This is a genomic window from Hymenobacter plasmatis (genome assembly GCF_020711255.1).
GTDB lineage: Bacteria > Bacteroidota > Bacteroidia > Cytophagales > Hymenobacteraceae > Hymenobacter.
Map to the genome: position 1 here is coordinate 108899 of NZ_JAJFAW010000015.1, position 17078 is coordinate 125976.

Below are 17078 nucleotides of genomic sequence, written 5' to 3' on the forward strand. Positions count from 1 at the left end.
AACTCATAACTCATAATTAACAACTTACTTGGCTTCAGCAATCAGCTTCTCGCCTTTCACCACGGCATCCTCAATGGTACCCACCAGGTTGAAGGCCGCCTCGGGGAGGTGGTCGTGCTTGCCGTCGATGATTTCGTTGAAGCCGCGGATGGTGTCCTTGATGTCAACGAGTACGCCTTGCAGGCCGGTGAACTGCTGCGCCACGAAGAAGGGCTGCGACAGGAAGCGCTGCACGCGACGGGCGCGGTTTACGACCTGCTTGTCCTCCTCGGAGAGTTCGTCCATGCCCAGGATGGCGATGATGTCCTGCAGTTCCTTGTAGCGCTGCAGAATCTCTTTCACGCGCTGGGCGGTGTTGTAGTGCTCGTTGCCGATTACGTCGGCCGACAGGATGCGCGAGGTCGAGTCCAGTGGGTCCACGGCGGGGTAGATGCCCAGCTCGGAGATTTTGCGGCTCAATACTGTGGTAGCATCCAAGTGGGCAAACGTCGTCGACGGAGCCGGGTCAGTCAAGTCATCGGCAGGCACATACACGGCCTGTACCGAGGTGATGGAACCGCGCTTGGTCGAGGTAATGCGCTCCTGCATGGCGCCCATTTCGGTGGCCAGCGTGGGCTGGTAACCTACGGCCGAAGGCATCCGGCCCAACAGAGCCGATACTTCCGAACCCGCCTGCGTGAAGCGGAAGATGTTGTCGATAAAGAACAGGATGTCGCGGCCGGCACCGGTGCCGTCGCCGTCGCGGAAGTTCTCGGCTACCGTGAGGCCCGAGAGGGCTACGCGGGCACGGGCTCCGGGGGGCTCGTTCATCTGGCCGAACACGAGGGTAGCCTGCGACTTGAGCAGTTCCGCCTCGTCCACTTTCGACAAGTCCCAACCGCCTTCTTCCATCGAGTGCTTGAAGGCATCGCCGTACTTGATGATGTCCGACTCAATGAATTCACGCAGCAAGTCGTTGCCCTCACGGGTACGCTCGCCCACACCGGCAAACACCGACAGACCCGCGTAGGCCTTGGCGATGTTGTTTACCAGCTCCATGATGAGTACGGTCTTGCCCACACCAGCACCACCGAACAAACCAATCTTACCACCCTTTACATAGGGAGCCAGGAGGTCAATTACTTTGATGCCCGTGTAGAGAATCTCCGACGAGGTAGCCAGGTCCTCGAAGGGAGGCGCCAGGCGGTGAATCGGCAGTGGGCCGTCCGACTTGGGCTGGGGAATGCCGTCGATGGCTTGGCCGATAACGTTGAACAGACGGCCTTTGATGGCGTCGCCGGTGGGCATCGACATCGGAGCGCCGAGGTCGCGCACTTCGGCGCCACGGGTCAGGCCTTCGGTCGAGTCCATGGCAATGGTCCGAACCCGGTCCTCGCCCAAGTGCTGCTGGCATTCCAGCACCACCACCTGGCCGTTGTCTTTGGTTACTTCGAGCGCGTCGAGGATGTTGGGCAGCTTCGTGTTTTCACCCGCGAAGCTCACGTCCACTACTGGGCCGATGACCTGGGTGATTTTGCCGGTATTCGCCATTGCGATGTATTTATAATGAAGATGATGCGGTTTTCAGGCCGCAAAATTACGGCAGAAGCACGGCTTTTCCAACCCCTTGCAGTATAAGGCCGGCCTCCTCACTTTTGAGCCTCTCAAGGCACTTTACACCGTGTAAATCAGCCTGCAATGAGCATTTTGGCGTTTTACCCGGGCTTCCGGCTCAATTTTATTCAGAAAATTTTTCCACAAAAACTTGCCTCGAATTTTTCCGGTAGTACATTTGCACTCCCAAACGGCACGTAGCCCACTGGGAAATTGTCCGATGGTGTAACTGGCAACACGCTTGATTTTGATTCAAGAAAGTCCAGGTTCGAGCCCTGGTCGGACAACGACAAAGCTCGAGTAAACGCAAGGCGCTGGCTTCTCCAACTTCCGGAGTGGTCAGCGCCTTTCGCTTTTCCCACCCGGCCGCTTCCATCGCCTCGTTGGCCCGAGCCTTACTGCGCTTCAACTTATTATTTCAGCACCTTCCCCTATGAAACAGGTCAAAATATTTGCCGGAAATGCCTCGCACGACCTGGCAGAGCGAATTGCCGCGGCGTATGGCACCCAGCTCGGCGACCTCAGCATCCAGCGCTTTGCCGACATGGAGCTCGGCCCCAGCTTCAACGAAAGCGTGCGCGGCTGCGCGGTCTTCCTCATCCAGAGCACCAACCCGCCGGCCGAAAACCTGATGGAGCTGATGCTGATGGTAGACGCCGCCAAGCGGGCCTCGGCTCACTCCGTCAACATTGTGATGCCCTACTACGGCTATGCCCGCCAGGACCGCAAAGACAAGCCCCGCGTGAGCATCGGCGCCAAGGTGGTGGCCGATTTCATCCAGAGCGTGGGCACCAGCCGCCTGATGACCTGCGACCTGCACGCCGGCCAGATTCAGGGCTTTTTCGACATTCCCGTCGACCACCTCGACGGCGCCACGGTCTCGGCCCCCTACATCAAGTCGCTGAACCTCGAAAACCTCATTTTCGCCTCGCCCGACGTGGGCGGCGTGGTGCGCACCCGCGCCTTCGCCAAGAAGTTCGGCGCTGAAATCGTGGTCTGCGACAAAATGCGCCTGCGGGCCAATGAAATTGCGTCCATGCAAGTCATCGGCGACGTGACGGGCATGAACGTGGTGCTGGTAGACGACATTGTGGACACGGCCGGCACCATCTGCAAAGCCGCAGACCTGCTCATGGAGCGCGGCGCCCTGTCGGTGCGCGCGGTTATCACCCACCCCCTGCTCTCGGGCCCAGCCCACGACCGCATCCGCGAGTCGGCACTTACGGAGGTAATCGTATCGGACACAATTCCGCTGCGCCAGGAAAACCCCAAGATTCGTGTGATTTCGCTCGCTGATTTATTCGCCGCCGCCATCCGCAACGTGGTGACGCACGAGAGCATCAGCTCGCTGTTTGTGTAAACGGCCCTCGACGGGACGCTTCCGTTGAACTTGCCTAACGGGCACTTTCCTGTCATTTGGTTTTAGTCAAAGCCGCACGATGCTTTTCGGAGATTTAGCCCTTTCGCAGCAATTGGAACTGACTGAAGCCCGCAGCAATGCGGCCATGGTGGAATCCCGGGCAAGGTTGTCGGCGGAAGTGGGCGCAGCACATGCCATAATAGCGGGCACGTACGCTTGTTTCGACGGGCCCGGCTCACCCCTGACGCAAACCTTCGGATTGGGCTTGTTTGAGGTGCCCACAGCGGAGATTTTCGCCCAGCTCGAACGGTACTTTCGGGAGCGCAAGTCTCCGGTTCTGCACGAAGTAAGCCCGTTAGCGGCCCCGGAAACGCTCCATCTACTGGGGAAGCGCGGATATCGGCCACTGGAGTTTACCAACGTCATGTATCGGCCTATCGAAGCGAGCGTGGACGACTTGGCCCCGGCGGCACTACGCACCCGCCCTATTACGCCGGCAGAAGTCTCCCTGTGGGCACAAACCTCGGCCCGCGGCTGGGGTGCCGAGTCGGAAGAGCTGGGCGCTTTTATGCTGGACTTTGCGCCGGTACTCGCGCAAGCCCGCGGCATGCATGCATTCCTAGTAGAAGCCGATGGGAAGGCCATTGCCGCCGGCAGCCTATTTATTGAGGGGAATGTGGTGCTATTGGCCGGCGCCAGCACGGTGTCCGAAGCTCGTGGGCAAGGTGCTCAACGCGCCCTGCTCACCACCCGCTTGAACTGGGCGGCGCACCGAGGCTGTACGCTGGCCATGATGTGTGCGCAGCCCGGCAGTCAGTCGCAGCGTAATGCCGAGCGGGCGGGCTTCCAGGTAGCCTACACGCGGTTGAAATGGCAGTTGCCACCCGCGTGATTTGGAAGGCAACTCGAAGGTCTTTCTGGCCGCATTCATTGGTATTCTGACAAATAGCGGCTACCTTTGCGGCCCGTTTCGGCAAGGTTGCCGGGGTGGTAAATCATTCCTAACCAAAGTTTTTTATGAAAAGCCTCGAGATTGTAGGGTTTAAAAGAGCGAATCTCGGTAAAACGGACGCCAAGGCATTGCGCCTCGACGCTCAAGTACCGTGCGTGTTGTATGGCGGCAAGGACACCGTGCACTTCTCTGTGCCCGCTATCCTATTCCGCGAGTTGTTGTACACGCCTGAGGCACACATTGTGGACCTGAACGTGGAAGGCACCATGTACAAAGCCATTGTGCAGGACGCGCAGTTTCACCCCGTGAACGAAATGCTCCTCCACGTTGACTTCCTCGAGTTGGAAGAAGGCAAAGAGGTGAAGATGGACATCCCCGTGAAGTACGTAGGCGTATCGCCGGGCGTACTGGCCGGTGGCAAGCTGGTGAGCAAGCTGCGCAAAGTGCGCGTGCGCGCCACCATGGATAACCTCCCCGACTACGTAGAAGTGAACATCAGCACGATGGAGCTGGGCAAATCCATTAAGGTAGGTGCCGTGGAGCCAACTGGCTACACCATCCTGACCAGCTCGGAGGCTCCCATCGCCACCATCACCATCCCACGTGCGCTGAAAGGCGAACTGGCTGCTGGCAAGTAATTCCAGTTGCTGCCGTATTATTTCTGCATTTCAGAAATAGGCAATCAAATACAAAAAGCCGCTCCAATTTTGGGGCGGCTTTTTAGTTACCTCAAAATGCGTCGTGCCTCGGCCGGCAATTCCTTGTTGATTTTATGAAGTTTCTGGTTCTTTGCCTGGGCAACATTGGCCCCGAATACGCCGACACGCGCCACAATATCGGCTTCATGGTTGCCGATTATCTGGCGGCCAAGTTTGACGCGCCGCGCTTTGAAATCAGCCGCCATGCGTTTGTGACCGAATTCAAGCACAAAGGCCACACCTATAACCTGGTGAAGCCCACCACCTACATGAACCTCAGCGGCAAAGCGGCGGCCCACTGGCTGGCCACGCTGAAAATCCCGGTAGAAAACATGGTGGTGGTCACCGATGACCTGGCGCTGCCATTTGGCAAGCTGCGGCTGAAAGGCCAGGGCTCGGCGGGCGGCCACAATGGACTGAAAGATATTCAGGCCACGCTAGGCACCGATGTTTACGCGCGTCTGCGGTTTGGCGTGGATGCAAATTTCCCCAAAGGCCGCCAGGTCGATTATGTGTTGAATCCTTTCTCGGCGGACGAATTAATTGAGCTACCGACCCGCATTGAGAAAGCGGCCGATGCCGTTTTAGCCTTCGGGGCCATGGGCCTGGAGCGGGCCATGAACGTGGTAAATGTGAAGTAATCCGTAATTAGTGGTTGTAATAAAAAAGCCCGGCTGCACAGTGCAGCCGGGCTTTTTTATTACAACCACTAATTACTAGACTACTCCGCTGCCATTGCGCACGGGCGTGCTCGGCTGCATCAAGGCCAGGCTACCATCGGCATTTTCAGCCATTAGCACCATTCCCTGGCTTTGGATGCCTTTGATTTCGCGTGGTGCCAGATTTAACAGCACCTGCACCTGCTGGCCAATTAGCGCTTCGGGGATGAAATGCTCGGCGATGCCGCTCACGATGGTACGCTGCTCCAGGCCCAGGTCAATTGTGAGTTTTAGCAGCTTTTTGGTTTTGGCTACTTTTTCGGCGGCCACAATGGTGCCCACCCGCAAATCCATCTGGCTGAATTCGTCAAATGACACGTCGGCTTTGGCGGGCGTCACGGGCGTATTCGCGAGCTGATTTTCTTTTTTGGTGTCGAGCAGTTTTTGCACCTGCGCCTCAACGGTGGCATCTTCAATCTTGGCGAAGAGCAACGTGGCTTCGCGCAATTCGTGGCCAGCCGCCAGCGCATTTGGGCGCCCCGCACTGGCCCAATTCCCCAACTCCAGATTGAGCATAGTCGCCAGCTTCTGGGCCGATTCGGGCAGGAAGGGTTCCATTACCGGAGCCAGCGCAGCGGCTATTTGCAGGGCCACGTGGAGCACGGTCCCAGTACGGGCCACATCAGTTTTAATAAGGTGCCAGGGCTGCGTTTCAGCCAGGTATTTATTGCCAAGGCGCGCCAGGTTCAGCACTTCGGCCAGCGCATCGCGGAAGCGGTAATTCTCAATTAGCTCGCCGATTTTCGCGGGAAATTCGGAGGCTTGAGCTAACGTAACCCGGTCGAGGTCGTGCAATTCGCTTTTTGCCGGCACTTTGCCTTCAAAGAATTTGTGCGTGAGCACGGCGGCGCGGTTCACAAAATTACCAAGCGTGGCAACTAATTCATTGTTGTTGCGGGCCTGAAAATCCTTCCAGGTAAAGTCGTTGTCCTTGGTTTCGGGGGCGTTGGCGCACAGCACATAACGCAGCACATCGGCTTGGCCGGGGAAATCGGCCATGTATTCGTGCAGCCAAACAGCCCAATTTCGCGAAGTGCTGATTTTGTCGCCTTCTAGGTTTAGAAATTCATTGGCAGGCACGTTATCCGGCAGAATAAATTCGCCGTGCGCCTTGAGCATCGCCGGGAAAATAATGCAGTGAAAAACGATGTTGTCTTTGCCAATAAAATGCACCAGCTTGGAGCCGGCATCTTTCCAATACAACTCCCACTCCTCCGGAAAAGCCTCTTTGGTGGCCGAGATGTAGCCAATGGGCGCATCAAACCACACGTACAGCACTTTGCCTTCGGCGCCGGGCACTGGCACGGGCACGCCCCAATCCAGGTCGCGCGTGACGGCGCGCGGGTGCAGGCCCTGGTCAATCCAGGATTTGCACTGGCCGTACACGTTGGCTTTCCAGTCGTTTTTATGGCCTTCAATTATCCATTCGCGCAGCCAAGGCTCGTACTGGTCGAGGGGCAAAAACCAGTGCTTGGTATCACGCAATATTGGTTGCGCACCGCTGAGCATGCTGCGCGGATTAATTAATTCCGTTGGGCTGAGCGAGGTGCCGCAGCGCTCGCACTGGTCGCCGTAGGCATTCTCATTGCCACAATTGGGGCAGGTACCCACGATGTAGCGGTCGGCCAGAAATTGCTGGGCCTGCTCGTCGAAATACTGCTGCGTGGTTTGCTCAATAAATTGACCAGCGTTGTTGAGCTTGGTGAAAAAGCTGCTGGAAACTTCGGCGTGAGTAGGCGACGACGTGCGCGAATACACATCGAACGACACGTTAAAGTCGCGAAATGAATCGCGAATCAGGGCGTGGTATTTATCAACTACCTGCTGGGGCGTGACGCCTTCTTTTTGGGCGCGAATGGTAATTGGAACGCCGTGTTCATCGGAGCCGCAAATAAATTTCACGTCACGACCCACCGAGCGCAGGTAACGAACATAGATATCGGCGGGCAAATAAACCCCTGCTAAATGACCAATATGCACTGGGCCATTGGCATAGGGCAAAGCAGCAGTAACAGTATAACGTTTAGGAAGATGCGACATATTTAGCAAAAAGAAAAACCCGCAAATAAGCTCAGTTTTATTGATGTAAATGAGCGGATGTTATGGGGTGGGGCAAAGAAACGACAGAAAAAAGCACAGAATTAAATCAACAAAAAAAGTAAGCAAACCGTTTGATACTTAATTCATTTTATATTTGAGCGCGACTAATTAATGTCGCCGCGCAAAAGGCAGTATTGCTCTTCCTTTTTCCACCTCCATCAACCATTCTTTCAAATGAAAAAACCTGCTTCTCCGAAACAGACGGAAAAACGTGCCAAACGCACGCCGGAAGAAAAGGCCTCGCGCAAGTCAGCCAAAAAAGCGGGCCGTGCAGCATCGGTCCTCAACGAAGACCGCGCCGATAACAAGGCCAGCCAAAAGAAGACGCTCAAGACGGCCGCTAAGCAACTGCAAAAGGAGCTGAACAACCGCATGAACGAAGTGGTGACTCGCATCCGCAAAGAAACGAAGGCCAAGCTGAAGGAAGTAGTGAAAGAAGCCACGCGCCGCCTCGACGGCGACACGGAGCGCATGTTTGAGCAAGCCCTGCAAACCATCGTGCGGCATTACGATTCGGTATCGGGTGGCAGCAGCGCTGAAACCGGCCTGGCCAGCACTGGTAGCGAAGCCGGCGCCACCACGCGCGGCAGCAAAAAAGGCCAAACGCTGAACAAAGACGGCACGCCCCGCAAAACCCGCGCAACCGACGAAGCCGGGGAAGCCGAAGCACCCAAAACCCGAGGCCGCAAGCCCGGCACCACGGCCGCCGCTACCACTGGCGCCCAGCGTGGCCGCAAGCCCGCCGCAGCTAGCGCCGCCGCGCCCGCCAAGCGTGGGCCCAAGCCCGGCTCAACTGCCACGGGTGCCCGCCGCGGCCCCAAGCCCCGCGTACAAGCCGCTCCGGCACCCGAGGCCCCGGAAGCCAACGACGTAATGAACAGCGCCGATAGTCCCAGTACTGGCGAAATCAGCGCATAGCCTACTACAGCGCAGCGAGACGCTCCCACCCTAAAAAAGCCCGCTTCCAATATCTGGAGGCGGGCTTTTCAGGTATTAGTGGAGCTGAATTACGGCCTCCGGCGCAGGGTATCAACGGGTGGGTCGTAGCGCAGGCGGTTGATGCGCGTTTCCGGTGGCGTGTTGTTGGGGTCGTTGGAATTGACGTTTTCGATGCGCTTCTGGCGGTTGATGTCGGCGGCTTGCTCGCCGAGGCGCACGCGGTTGGGGGTAGCATCGGGCACGGCAGAATTGGTACCCACGCCGTTGTTGTAAATAGCGCGGCGGTCGGCGTCGGTGCGCACTTCGCTGGGGGCCGCCGAGGGCGCCGCGGTTTCGCCCTTTTGCTCGGTGGCAGTGCAAGCCGCTACCAGCACCGCACCGATGGCGAACAGGGAGCGACCGGTGAAAACGCGAAAGTTTATCATTGCCAAACGATGAAGGACCCAGCCCACAGCGGGCCGCCTGCTTCAAACGCTGGTTGGGGCGGCGGGGTTGGCGGCGCTAGGCCAAGGCCGGACGCATTTTGCCGGACTTGATGCCATCCCACAACACCATGCGCGCTTCCAGGCACTGAATGGTGACCTGCTTGCACGTCAGCCAGCGTTCGGGGTCGTCGGCGCACAGTTCCCGCACCATTTGCTGCGCTAGCGGGGCGTGCACCTCTTCATCGAGCTGAATGTGCCGGTCGAGGTAATAAACGAAGGTGTCGAGCTGGCCCGGAAATCGGTCGCGCAAATCGCCCACCAACTGCCGGAACATGGCCGGAATTAAATCTTCCCGGCCGAAAGTAAAGGCAGCTGCCACGGCATGCGGCTGGCCCGCATCGATGATGCTAAAAGTAGTCTCGACAAATCTGCGCACCGAATCGGGGGCCTGTGCAGCATCCAGGGCCTGCGAGATGGTGCGTCCAGCGGCTACGGCGGCCACTAGCCGCCGAATGGGCAAGGTATCGGCGCCGCATTCCTCCATGGCCCTCAGGTATAACTCAAAATGGCTGGTTGGCTGGCCCAATTGGTCAACGTCGGTCTCCTCTTCCAGCACAATCTCATTGATGAGGCGCCGCGTGGCCGCATTGGCGGTGGGCACCCAAGGCACCTGCACGCAGGTCAAATTCCGCTGCAAGGCTTTCAACAGCGACATAAAATCCCAAACGGCAAAGACATGATGTTCCATGAAGCGCCGCAAATCCGCCAGGGTATGGAGGCGGGAGTACAAGTCGTTGTTGAGCAAGACGCGACGGGTATGAGCCACTTCTTGCTGCAGGTATTCAATTGGGCCAGGAACTGTTTCCATAACTTCTGTCAAATAGGATGTAATATTTTCAATAAGTAACCGGTTATTCCATTAGCTTCAAAAAACAAATAAAATGGTAGCAGGTATAAACGAATAGCCCCCTGGCTTGGATTGCCAGGGGGCTATTATTTGTGAATTTTCCTAGAATAACACCAGCCCTTCTACTTTTTCTTCTCAAACACGAGGGCATTGCCGTCCATGCAGTAGCGCTGGCCGGTGGGCTTGGGGCCATCATTGAACACGTGTCCTAGGTGGCCACCGCACTTGGCGCAAACAATCTCATCGCGGCTCATACCGAAGGTATTATCGGAAGCCACTTTTACGCTGTTGGCGGTGGCGGGCGCGAAGAAACTGGGCCAGCCGGTGCCCGATTCAAACTTGGTATCAGAGGTAAACAACAGGTTGTGGTCGGCGGCGCAGTAGTAGTTGCCGGCCTCGTGGTTGTCGTGGTATTTGCCGGTAAAGGGCCGTTCGGTTCCTTTTTCGCGCAGAATGAAGTACTGGTCGGGCGTGAGGACTTTTTTCCATTCGGCCTCCGTTTTACGCACCGGAAACTCGTCGGGCTTGCCGGTAACTGGCTTGGGCTGAAAGTAAGTTTTGCCGCCTACCGTGCGCACCGGAGGAGCGGTATTGACGGCTACGTCGCGCTTCTGCGAACAAGCCGTGTTGAGGGTGAGCGCCGAAACAAACAATAACAAGAGGGAGAAACGCATGGTTGGGGGTGAGATTATTGACAGGTGACCAACATACGACGCTGGGGTACGGTTCGGTCGGCGGGGTAGACGAAAAGCCGCCGGGAACCTTACGCCCCTGCTAATTGATTTAGGGCGACAAGCTTGGCTGCGCGCCGGCCGGTGCGGGTCCTCGCCTTGGTTCGCGGTTTGTTAATAAGAGTGACACAAGGCTTTGCGCCTTTTTATCCGTACCTTTGCACCCGCAAAAACAACCCATATGGCCAACAATATTCGGAACATTGCCATCATCGCTCACGTTGACCACGGCAAGACCACCCTGGTGGATAAGATTATCCACGCATCCAAGATTTTCGACGCGCACCAGCACTTCGACGACCTGATTCTCGACGACAACCCCCTGGAGCGCGAGCGTGGCATTACCATCGTTTCCAAAAACGTATCGGTACGCTACAACGGCACCAAAATCAACATCATCGATACCCCTGGTCACGCCGACTTCGGCGGCGAGGTAGAGCGCGTGTTGAAGCTGGCCGATGGCGTTCTGCTGCTCGTGGATGCCTTCGAAGGCGCCATGCCGCAGACCCGCTTCGTGCTCGGCAAAGCCATTGCTTTGGGCCTAAAACCCATCGTGGTGGTTAACAAAGTGGACAAGGAAAACTGCCGCCCCGACGAGGTGCACGAGCAGGTTTTCGACCTCATGTTCAACCTTGGCGCTTCGGAAGACCAGCTCGATTTCGTGACCTTGTACGGTTCCTCGAAGCAGGGCTGGATGAGCACCGACTGGAAAGTAAAAACCGACAACCTGATTCCGTTGCTCGACGCGGTTATCTCGTCGATTCCGCCCGCGCCGACCTTGGAAGGCACGCCCCAGATGCAGATTACTTCGCTCGACTACTCGTCGTTCGTGGGTCGTATCGCCATCGGCCGCGTACACCGCGGTACGCTGAAAGAGGGTGCCAACATGAGCCTGATGAAGGCCGACGGCAGCATCAAGAAAGTAAAAATCCGCGAGCTGCACGTATTCGAAGGCCTCGGCCGCGTGAAGGTTGATTCAGTGAGCAGCGGCGAAATCTGCGCCGTGTCGGGCATCGAAGGCTTCGACATTGGTGACACGCTGGCCGACGCTGATAATCCGGAGCAACTCGAGCGCATCAGCATCGATGAGCCGACGATGAACATGCTGTTCACCATCAACAACTCGCCGTTCTTCGGCAAAGAGGGCAAGTTTGTAACGTCGCGTCACTTGCGTGACCGTCTGTTCAAGGAGACGGAGAAGAACCTCGCCCTGCGCGTGGAGGCGACCGATAAGGAGGATACCTTCCTTGTGTTCGGCCGTGGCATTCTTCACTTGTCGGTTCTCATCGAGACTATGCGTCGCGAAGGCTACGAGCTGCAGGTGGGCCAGCCCCAGGTGTTGTTCAAAGAGGACGAGAACGGCAAGCGCACCGAGCCCATCGAATTGCTGGTGGTGGACGTGCCCGAGGAATCGGCCGGCAAAGTAATCGAGCTGGTGAGCATGCGCAAAGGCGAAATGACCATCATGGAGCCCAAGGGCGACTTGCAGCATTTGGAGTTCACCATTCCGTCGCGCGGCCTCATCGGCCTGCGTAACAACGTGCTGACTGCCACCGGCGGTGAGGCCATCATGAACCACCGTTTCGTGGATTATGAGGAGCACAAAGGCGCTATCCCTGGCCGTATTGCTGGTTCGCTGATTTCGCTGGAAACCGGTGCCGGCACCGCTTACACGATTGACAAGTTGCAGGACCGTGGTTCGTTCTTCGTGGACCCAGGTGAGGAAGTGTACGGCGGCCAGGTTATCGGCGAGCACACCCGCCCCAATGACCTCACGGTGAACATCCAGAAAGGCAAGAAGCTCACGAACATGCGTGCTTCGGGTACCGATGACAACGCCAAGATTGTTCCCAAGCGCCAGTTCTCGCTGGAAGAAGCCATGGAATACATCCAGAAGGATGAGTACCTGGAAGTAACGCCGAAGTCGATTCGGATGCGCAAGATTCTGCTCGACGAAAACGAGCGTCTGCGCTACGCCAAGCAGGCTGACTAAGCTCTGTAATTGATTTATACTGAAAACGCCCAGCTCCGCACTCCGAAGCTGGGCGTTTTCAGTATAAATCGATTACGACTGTTGGCTGGTTGTTATTTTTACTAATTATTCCCAGCCTACTCAATTTGATTTTCATTTCTGCTACACTGCACTTTATGCCTAAAAAATCTACCCTATTCATACTACTCCTATTACTGATAGCTGGCCGGCCGGTATGGGCTCAGTCTTCGGCTGCCACGATGACCGAACACCCGAGCAAAGACCAATACAAGCTTTCCCGCGCTGGTTTTGAGGATGCTTACGCTTTCAACGACACGGCGCGCGCCATTATCCGCCTGTATTATGCCAAGTGGAAAACCGGCCGCAACATCATGCGCTTTGCTGCCATTCCGGTGCCGGTGATAACAGCTGTCGGGCGGCAATATGAGCCCAACCCGGCTACTTATGGCGCCTCCCCTAATTACAATGCTTATTACTACGACTCGTGGGTAGCCCCCATGGCATTCAGCCTGCTCGGCGTCTCGGCATTCGGCGTAATCCGCGCCGTTAATAACGGGCGGGACCAACTGTATCAGGTTATCCGGCAATACCATGCCACGCGGCGCCTGCCGGCAGCCGTGTGTCCGGCGGCCCTGGTACCATACCTGGTGCAAGTGCAGCAGGAGGGCGTACTGCCCCACTAATCTTAATTTCTTATGAGTTTGATTCCTTCCGAAACGTTGAGCCGCTTTGTGCAGCTTTTTACCCTGAATAACGCCGGTGCTACCCAACGCGTAAGCGAACGGCTGGCCTTGGCTATCCAGGACCCGGCGGCCTATCAGGAGCAGTTTGCTGACGAGTTGGAAGAGCGCGGCATTGTGGCCACGCTGCCGGCGCAGGAGCTGCGCGACATCGCCCTCATCGACGCACTGCTCGGCGAAGACCTAGCCTGGGAAAGCGACTGGAACGAAACCGCCGCAGAAATTGCCGACGGCCTCAACGAGATACTGGCGCGGCAAAAGGCAACCCGGGCCCTGCAGCCTGCCGCCCTGCCCAAGCGCGGCCAGCCCGGCCCCGAGCAGCTCGACGCCGTGCAGGATGCGTTGGAGTCACTGGGACTGGCACTGGTGCTGTTCTCGCTCGACAGCGACTCTTTTCCGCTGGGCGTAGTGGCCGATGCGCAAGCCGAAACAGCACGGCGCCTGGCCACCGACTTGGGCTTCCAGCTAACCGTGTATTAGCAGAAAGGCGATTTTTAGCCCAATTACGGAGCATATGTAAGCTGGACTATCCGGCAAAGCAGGGGCGAGTTGTAGCTTTCGAGCCGAAACCCACTTCTGCTTGAGCCGTTCTATGCCTACCCTGAAAACCCTTGCCGCCGCATTGGTGCTGCTGGCCACCCTTCGGGGCACGGCCCAAACCCGGCAGGAATACCTTCTGGATACCAACTGGAAATTCATGAAGGGCGAGGTGGCCGAGGCCGCCGCTCCAGCTTTTCAGGATGCGAAATGGCAGTCGGTAACCGTACCGCACGATTGGGCTATCTACGGGCCCTTCGATGGCAAGAACGACCTGCAGGCCGTTAAAATTGAGCAGAACAACGAGCAGGCGGCGACCCTAAAAGCCGGGCGCACGGGCGGGCTGCCCTTCATCGGTACGGGCTGGTACCGGCGGCCGCTGGCGGTGCCGCAGTTTGGGCCCGGCCGGCGGGCCGTGCTGCTCTTTGACGGGGCGATGAGCAACGCGCACGTGTTTGTAAACGGCAAGGAAGTGGGCTACTGGCCGTACGGCTACAACTCGTTTTCCTTTGACATTACCTCCTACCTGCGGGCCGACGGCAACAACACGCTGGCCGTGCGCCTGCAAAACCAGCCGGAATCGTCGCGCTGGTACCCCGGCGCGGGGCTGTACCGCAACGTGCACTTGATTGTGACCGACGACGTGCACATTCCGGTGTGGGGCACTTACCTGACTACGCCCGAAATCACCGCTACTAGCGCTCAAGTAAAGCTCAAAACCAAGATTGAAACTCCCAGCGGGGCATTCCAACCGCTGCGGCTGCAAACCGAAATCCGGGACGCAGCCGGCAAGGTGGTGGCTACCACCACCACGGCGCTGGTAACCACCAACGCGTTGGAATTCGAGCAAAACCTGACGGTGCCCAACCCAAAGCTGTGGTCGCCGGAAACGCCGATTTTGTACACGGCGGCCTCGAAGCTGTATGCCGGCGAGGTGCTGAAAGACGAGTACCGCACCCGGTTTGGCATTCGCTCGTTCAAGTTTGAGGCCGGCAAAGGTTTTTCACTGAATGGCAAGGCCCGCAAGTTCCGGGGCGTGTGCAACCACCACGATTTGGGCCCGCTAGGCGCCGCCGTGAACGTGGCCGCCCTGCGCCGCCAGCTGGCCTTGCTTAAGGAAATGGGCGCCGATGCCATCCGCACTTCGCACAATATGCCGGCGCCCGAGCTGGTGAGCCTGGCCGACGAAATGGGCTTTATGCTGATGGTAGAGGCCTTTGATGAGTGGAAAGCACCGAAGGTGAAGAACGGCTACAGCCAGTATTTTGACGATTGGGCTGAAAAAGACCTGGTGAACATGGTGCACCGTGACCGCAACCATCCCTCGGTCATCATGTGGAGCATTGGCAACGAGGTGCCAGACCAAAGCACCCCCAACGGCAGCCAGATTGCCAAGCGCCTGCAGGACATTGTGCACCGCGAAGACCCCACGCGCCTCGTGGCCGCGGGCATGGACCGCTTCGACGACGACTTCAAAAACAACTTCGCGCAGGTGCTCGACATCCCCGGTTTCAACTACAAGCCGCACCGGTACCCGGAAGCGCTGGGCCAGCTGCCGCAGGGATTCCTGCTGGGTTCCGAAACCGCCTCCACGGTCAGCAGCCGCGGGGTGTACAAGTTTCCGGTGGTGAAGGCCAAGGAGAAGAAGTACCCCGACAACCAGTCGTCGTCCTACGACCTGGAATCCTGCAACTGGTCACAAATCCCCGACGAGGAATTTGTGGCTCAGGACGACCAGCCCAAAGTACTGGGTGAGTTCGTGTGGACCGGTTTCGACTACCTGGGCGAGCCGACGCCCTACGATGAGAAGTGGCCCTCGCACAGCTCCTACTTCGGCATCATTGACCTAGCCGGCCTGCCCAAGGACCGCTACTACCTCTACCGCGCCCGCTGGAATACAGCCCAGCCCACGCTGCACCTGCTCCCGCACTGGACCTGGCCCGGCCGCGAAGGCCAGCCCACGCCGGTGTTCTGCTACACCAGCTACCCATCGGCCGAGCTGTTCGTGAACGGCAAAAGCCAGGGGCGCCAGACCAAGCTGGCCTCCGACCGGCCCGAAACGCGCTACCGCCTGATGTGGGAAGACGTGAAGTATGCCCCCGGCACGCTCAAGGTAGTGGCCTACGATGCCCAGGGCAACGCCGTGGCCACCGAGCAGGTAAAGACTGCCGGCAAGCCCCACCACATCCGCCTGGTGGCCGACCGCCCAGCCCTGACAGCCGACGGCCGGGACCTGGCCTTCGTGACGGCCCGCGTGGAGGATGCGCAGGGCAACCTCTGCCCCGATGCCGCTAACGAGCTGCACTTTGCCGTGACGGGCGCGGGCCGCTTCCACGCCGTAGCCAACGGCGACCCTACGAGCCTGGAGTCATTCCAGCAGCCCCAGATGCGGGCTTTCCATGGCCAGCTTGTGGCCATAGTGGAGGCTGGCAAAACGGCCGGCGCCGTGCGGCTGCAGGCCACGGGCACCGGCCTGCAAACCGGCACCGTGGAGCTGAAGACGAGCAGCCCGAAATAAGCAGGTACCTACCCGCGCTGCCGCACGGCCTCGAAGGTGAGCACGGCGGTGGCCACGCTCACGTTGAGCGAGTCGATGCGGCCGCGCATGGGCACGATGATGGTTTCGTCACAGGACGCGCGCAGCTGGGGCGTGAGTCCGTCGGCTTCGGTACCCATCACCAGGGCCGTGGGGCCGCGGAAGTCGCACTCGGTGTACGGGTGGGCTTCGGGGGCCAGGGCCGCGGCGTAGCTGCGGATGCCTTTTTCTTTCAGAAAATCCAGAATATCAGGCACCGGCGCGGCCACCGTGGGCACCGTAAACACGCACCCGATGCTGGCCCGGATAACGTTGGGGTTGAATAAATCGGTGCGCGGGTCGCCGATGAGCACGGCGTCGACGGGGGCGGCATCGGCCGTGCGGAGTACTGCGCCGAGGTTGCCGGGCTTTTCCACGGCTTCGAGCACGATGACTAGGGGGTTGGGCGGCAGGCGCAGGTCGGCCAGGGTGCGGGCGGGGGTGCGCAGCACGGCCAGCAAGCCATCGGAACCTTCGCGGTAGGCTACTTTTTCGAACACCGGGCGCGTGACTTCGAACCACTCCGGGGCCGCGGCGCTATCGGCAAACAGGCTTTGCAGGGCGGCCAGGCCGGTTTCCCCGGCCAGTTCGGGGCAGGTGTACACGGTGGCCACCGCCACGCCGGCCTCCACGGCAATGGTGAGCTCGCGCAGGCCTTCTACCAGGGTGAGGCCCAGCGCGCGGCGCTCCGCCGATTTTTGCTGGAGGCGCAGCAGCTGTTTGATGCGCGGGTTTTGGGGGCTACTGAGGCGGTCGGAGGGGGCAAGCGGCATGAGCGCAAAGATACCTGCCCGCGACCCAGCCCAACC

At 58.5% G+C, this 17078-nt stretch carries 15 protein-coding genes and 1 tRNA gene; 10 read left to right on the forward strand and 6 right to left on the reverse strand.

Annotated features, from left to right (window positions below; all coding sequences use genetic code 11):
* Positions 1 to 24 precede the first annotated feature (24 nt).
* Positions 25 to 1530 carry a F0F1 ATP synthase subunit beta gene (gene atpD / locus LJ738_RS12410; protein ID WP_227786625.1) on the reverse strand — a complete coding sequence of 502 codons (1506 nt, stop codon included), beginning with the start codon at positions 1528 to 1530 and terminating at the stop codon, positions 25 to 27.
* A gap of 277 nt (positions 1531 to 1807) precedes the next feature.
* Here atpD and LJ738_RS12415 point away from each other — a divergent pair.
* The 5 genes from LJ738_RS12415 to pth all read left to right on the forward strand — a co-directional run bounded on the left by LJ738_RS12415 (position 1808) and on the right by pth (position 5244).
* Positions 1808 to 1880: transfer RNA gene (locus tag LJ738_RS12415), tRNA-Gln, on the forward strand.
* Between the two features lie 146 nt (positions 1881 to 2026).
* Complete coding sequence (locus tag LJ738_RS12420; protein ID WP_227786626.1) at positions 2027 to 2953, forward strand: ribose-phosphate pyrophosphokinase; 927 nt, start codon at positions 2027 to 2029, stop codon at positions 2951 to 2953.
* Between the two features lie 112 nt (positions 2954 to 3065).
* Positions 3066 to 3845, forward strand: a complete 780-nt coding sequence (locus LJ738_RS12425; protein WP_227786627.1) for a GNAT family N-acetyltransferase — start codon at positions 3066 to 3068, stop codon at positions 3843 to 3845.
* 125 nt (positions 3846 to 3970) lie between these two features.
* Positions 3971 to 4543, forward strand: coding sequence for a 50S ribosomal protein L25/general stress protein Ctc (locus LJ738_RS12430; RefSeq protein WP_227786628.1), 573 nt, complete (start codon positions 3971 to 3973; stop codon positions 4541 to 4543).
* A gap of 134 nt (positions 4544 to 4677) precedes the next feature.
* Positions 4678 to 5244: an aminoacyl-tRNA hydrolase gene (pth, locus tag LJ738_RS12435; RefSeq protein WP_227786629.1), complete on the forward strand. Its 567-nt coding sequence runs from the start codon at positions 4678 to 4680 to the stop codon at positions 5242 to 5244.
* A 75-nt stretch (positions 5245 to 5319) separates the two neighbouring features.
* Here pth and metG read toward each other — a convergent pair whose 3' ends face one another.
* Complete coding sequence (gene metG / locus LJ738_RS12440) at positions 5320 to 7362, reverse strand: methionine--tRNA ligase (protein ID WP_227786630.1); 2043 nt, start codon at positions 7360 to 7362, stop codon at positions 5320 to 5322.
* Positions 7363 to 7596: 234 nt separating this feature from the next.
* On the opposite strand from metG, the gene LJ738_RS12445 reads away from it, so the two are divergent.
* Positions 7597 to 8340: a hypothetical protein gene (locus LJ738_RS12445; protein WP_227786631.1), complete on the forward strand. Its 744-nt coding sequence runs from the start codon at positions 7597 to 7599 to the stop codon at positions 8338 to 8340.
* An 89-nt stretch (positions 8341 to 8429) separates the two neighbouring features.
* Here the strand turns inward: LJ738_RS12445 and LJ738_RS12450 are convergent, their stop codons facing one another.
* The 3 genes from LJ738_RS12450 to msrB all read right to left on the reverse strand — a co-directional run bounded on the left by LJ738_RS12450 (position 8430) and on the right by msrB (position 10367).
* Positions 8430 to 8786, reverse strand: a complete 357-nt coding sequence (locus LJ738_RS12450) for a hypothetical protein (protein WP_227786632.1) — start codon at positions 8784 to 8786, stop codon at positions 8430 to 8432.
* A gap of 76 nt (positions 8787 to 8862) precedes the next feature.
* Positions 8863 to 9654 (reverse strand): DUF3050 domain-containing protein, encoded by a 792-nt coding sequence (locus LJ738_RS12455; RefSeq protein ID WP_227786633.1) that lies wholly within the window; start codon positions 9652 to 9654, stop codon positions 8863 to 8865.
* 161 nt (positions 9655 to 9815) lie between these two features.
* Positions 9816 to 10367 (reverse strand): peptide-methionine (R)-S-oxide reductase MsrB, encoded by a 552-nt coding sequence (msrB, locus tag LJ738_RS12460; protein ID WP_227786634.1) that lies wholly within the window; start codon positions 10365 to 10367, stop codon positions 9816 to 9818.
* Between the two features lie 238 nt (positions 10368 to 10605).
* On the opposite strand from msrB, the gene typA reads away from it, so the two are divergent.
* The 4 genes from typA (at position 10606) to galB (ending at position 16212) form a co-directional block, all read left to right on the forward strand.
* Positions 10606 to 12417, forward strand: a complete 1812-nt coding sequence (gene typA / locus LJ738_RS12465; RefSeq protein ID WP_227786635.1) for a translational GTPase TypA — start codon at positions 10606 to 10608, stop codon at positions 12415 to 12417.
* A gap of 239 nt (positions 12418 to 12656) precedes the next feature.
* On the forward strand, positions 12657 to 13100 hold the full coding sequence (locus LJ738_RS12470; protein ID WP_227786636.1) for a hypothetical protein: 444 nt from the start codon (positions 12657 to 12659) through the stop codon (positions 13098 to 13100).
* 18 nt (positions 13101 to 13118) lie between these two features.
* Positions 13119 to 13637: a DUF6630 family protein gene (locus LJ738_RS12475; protein ID WP_227786637.1), complete on the forward strand. Its 519-nt coding sequence runs from the start codon at positions 13119 to 13121 to the stop codon at positions 13635 to 13637.
* Between the two features lie 112 nt (positions 13638 to 13749).
* Positions 13750 to 16212, forward strand: a complete 2463-nt coding sequence (gene galB / locus LJ738_RS12480) for a beta-galactosidase GalB (protein ID WP_227786638.1) — start codon at positions 13750 to 13752, stop codon at positions 16210 to 16212.
* Positions 16213 to 16220: 8 nt separating this feature from the next.
* Here galB and LJ738_RS12485 read toward each other — a convergent pair whose 3' ends face one another.
* Positions 16221 to 17042, reverse strand: coding sequence for a TrmH family RNA methyltransferase (locus LJ738_RS12485; protein WP_227786639.1), 822 nt, complete (start codon positions 17040 to 17042; stop codon positions 16221 to 16223).
* Positions 17043 to 17078: the final 36 nt, after the last annotated feature.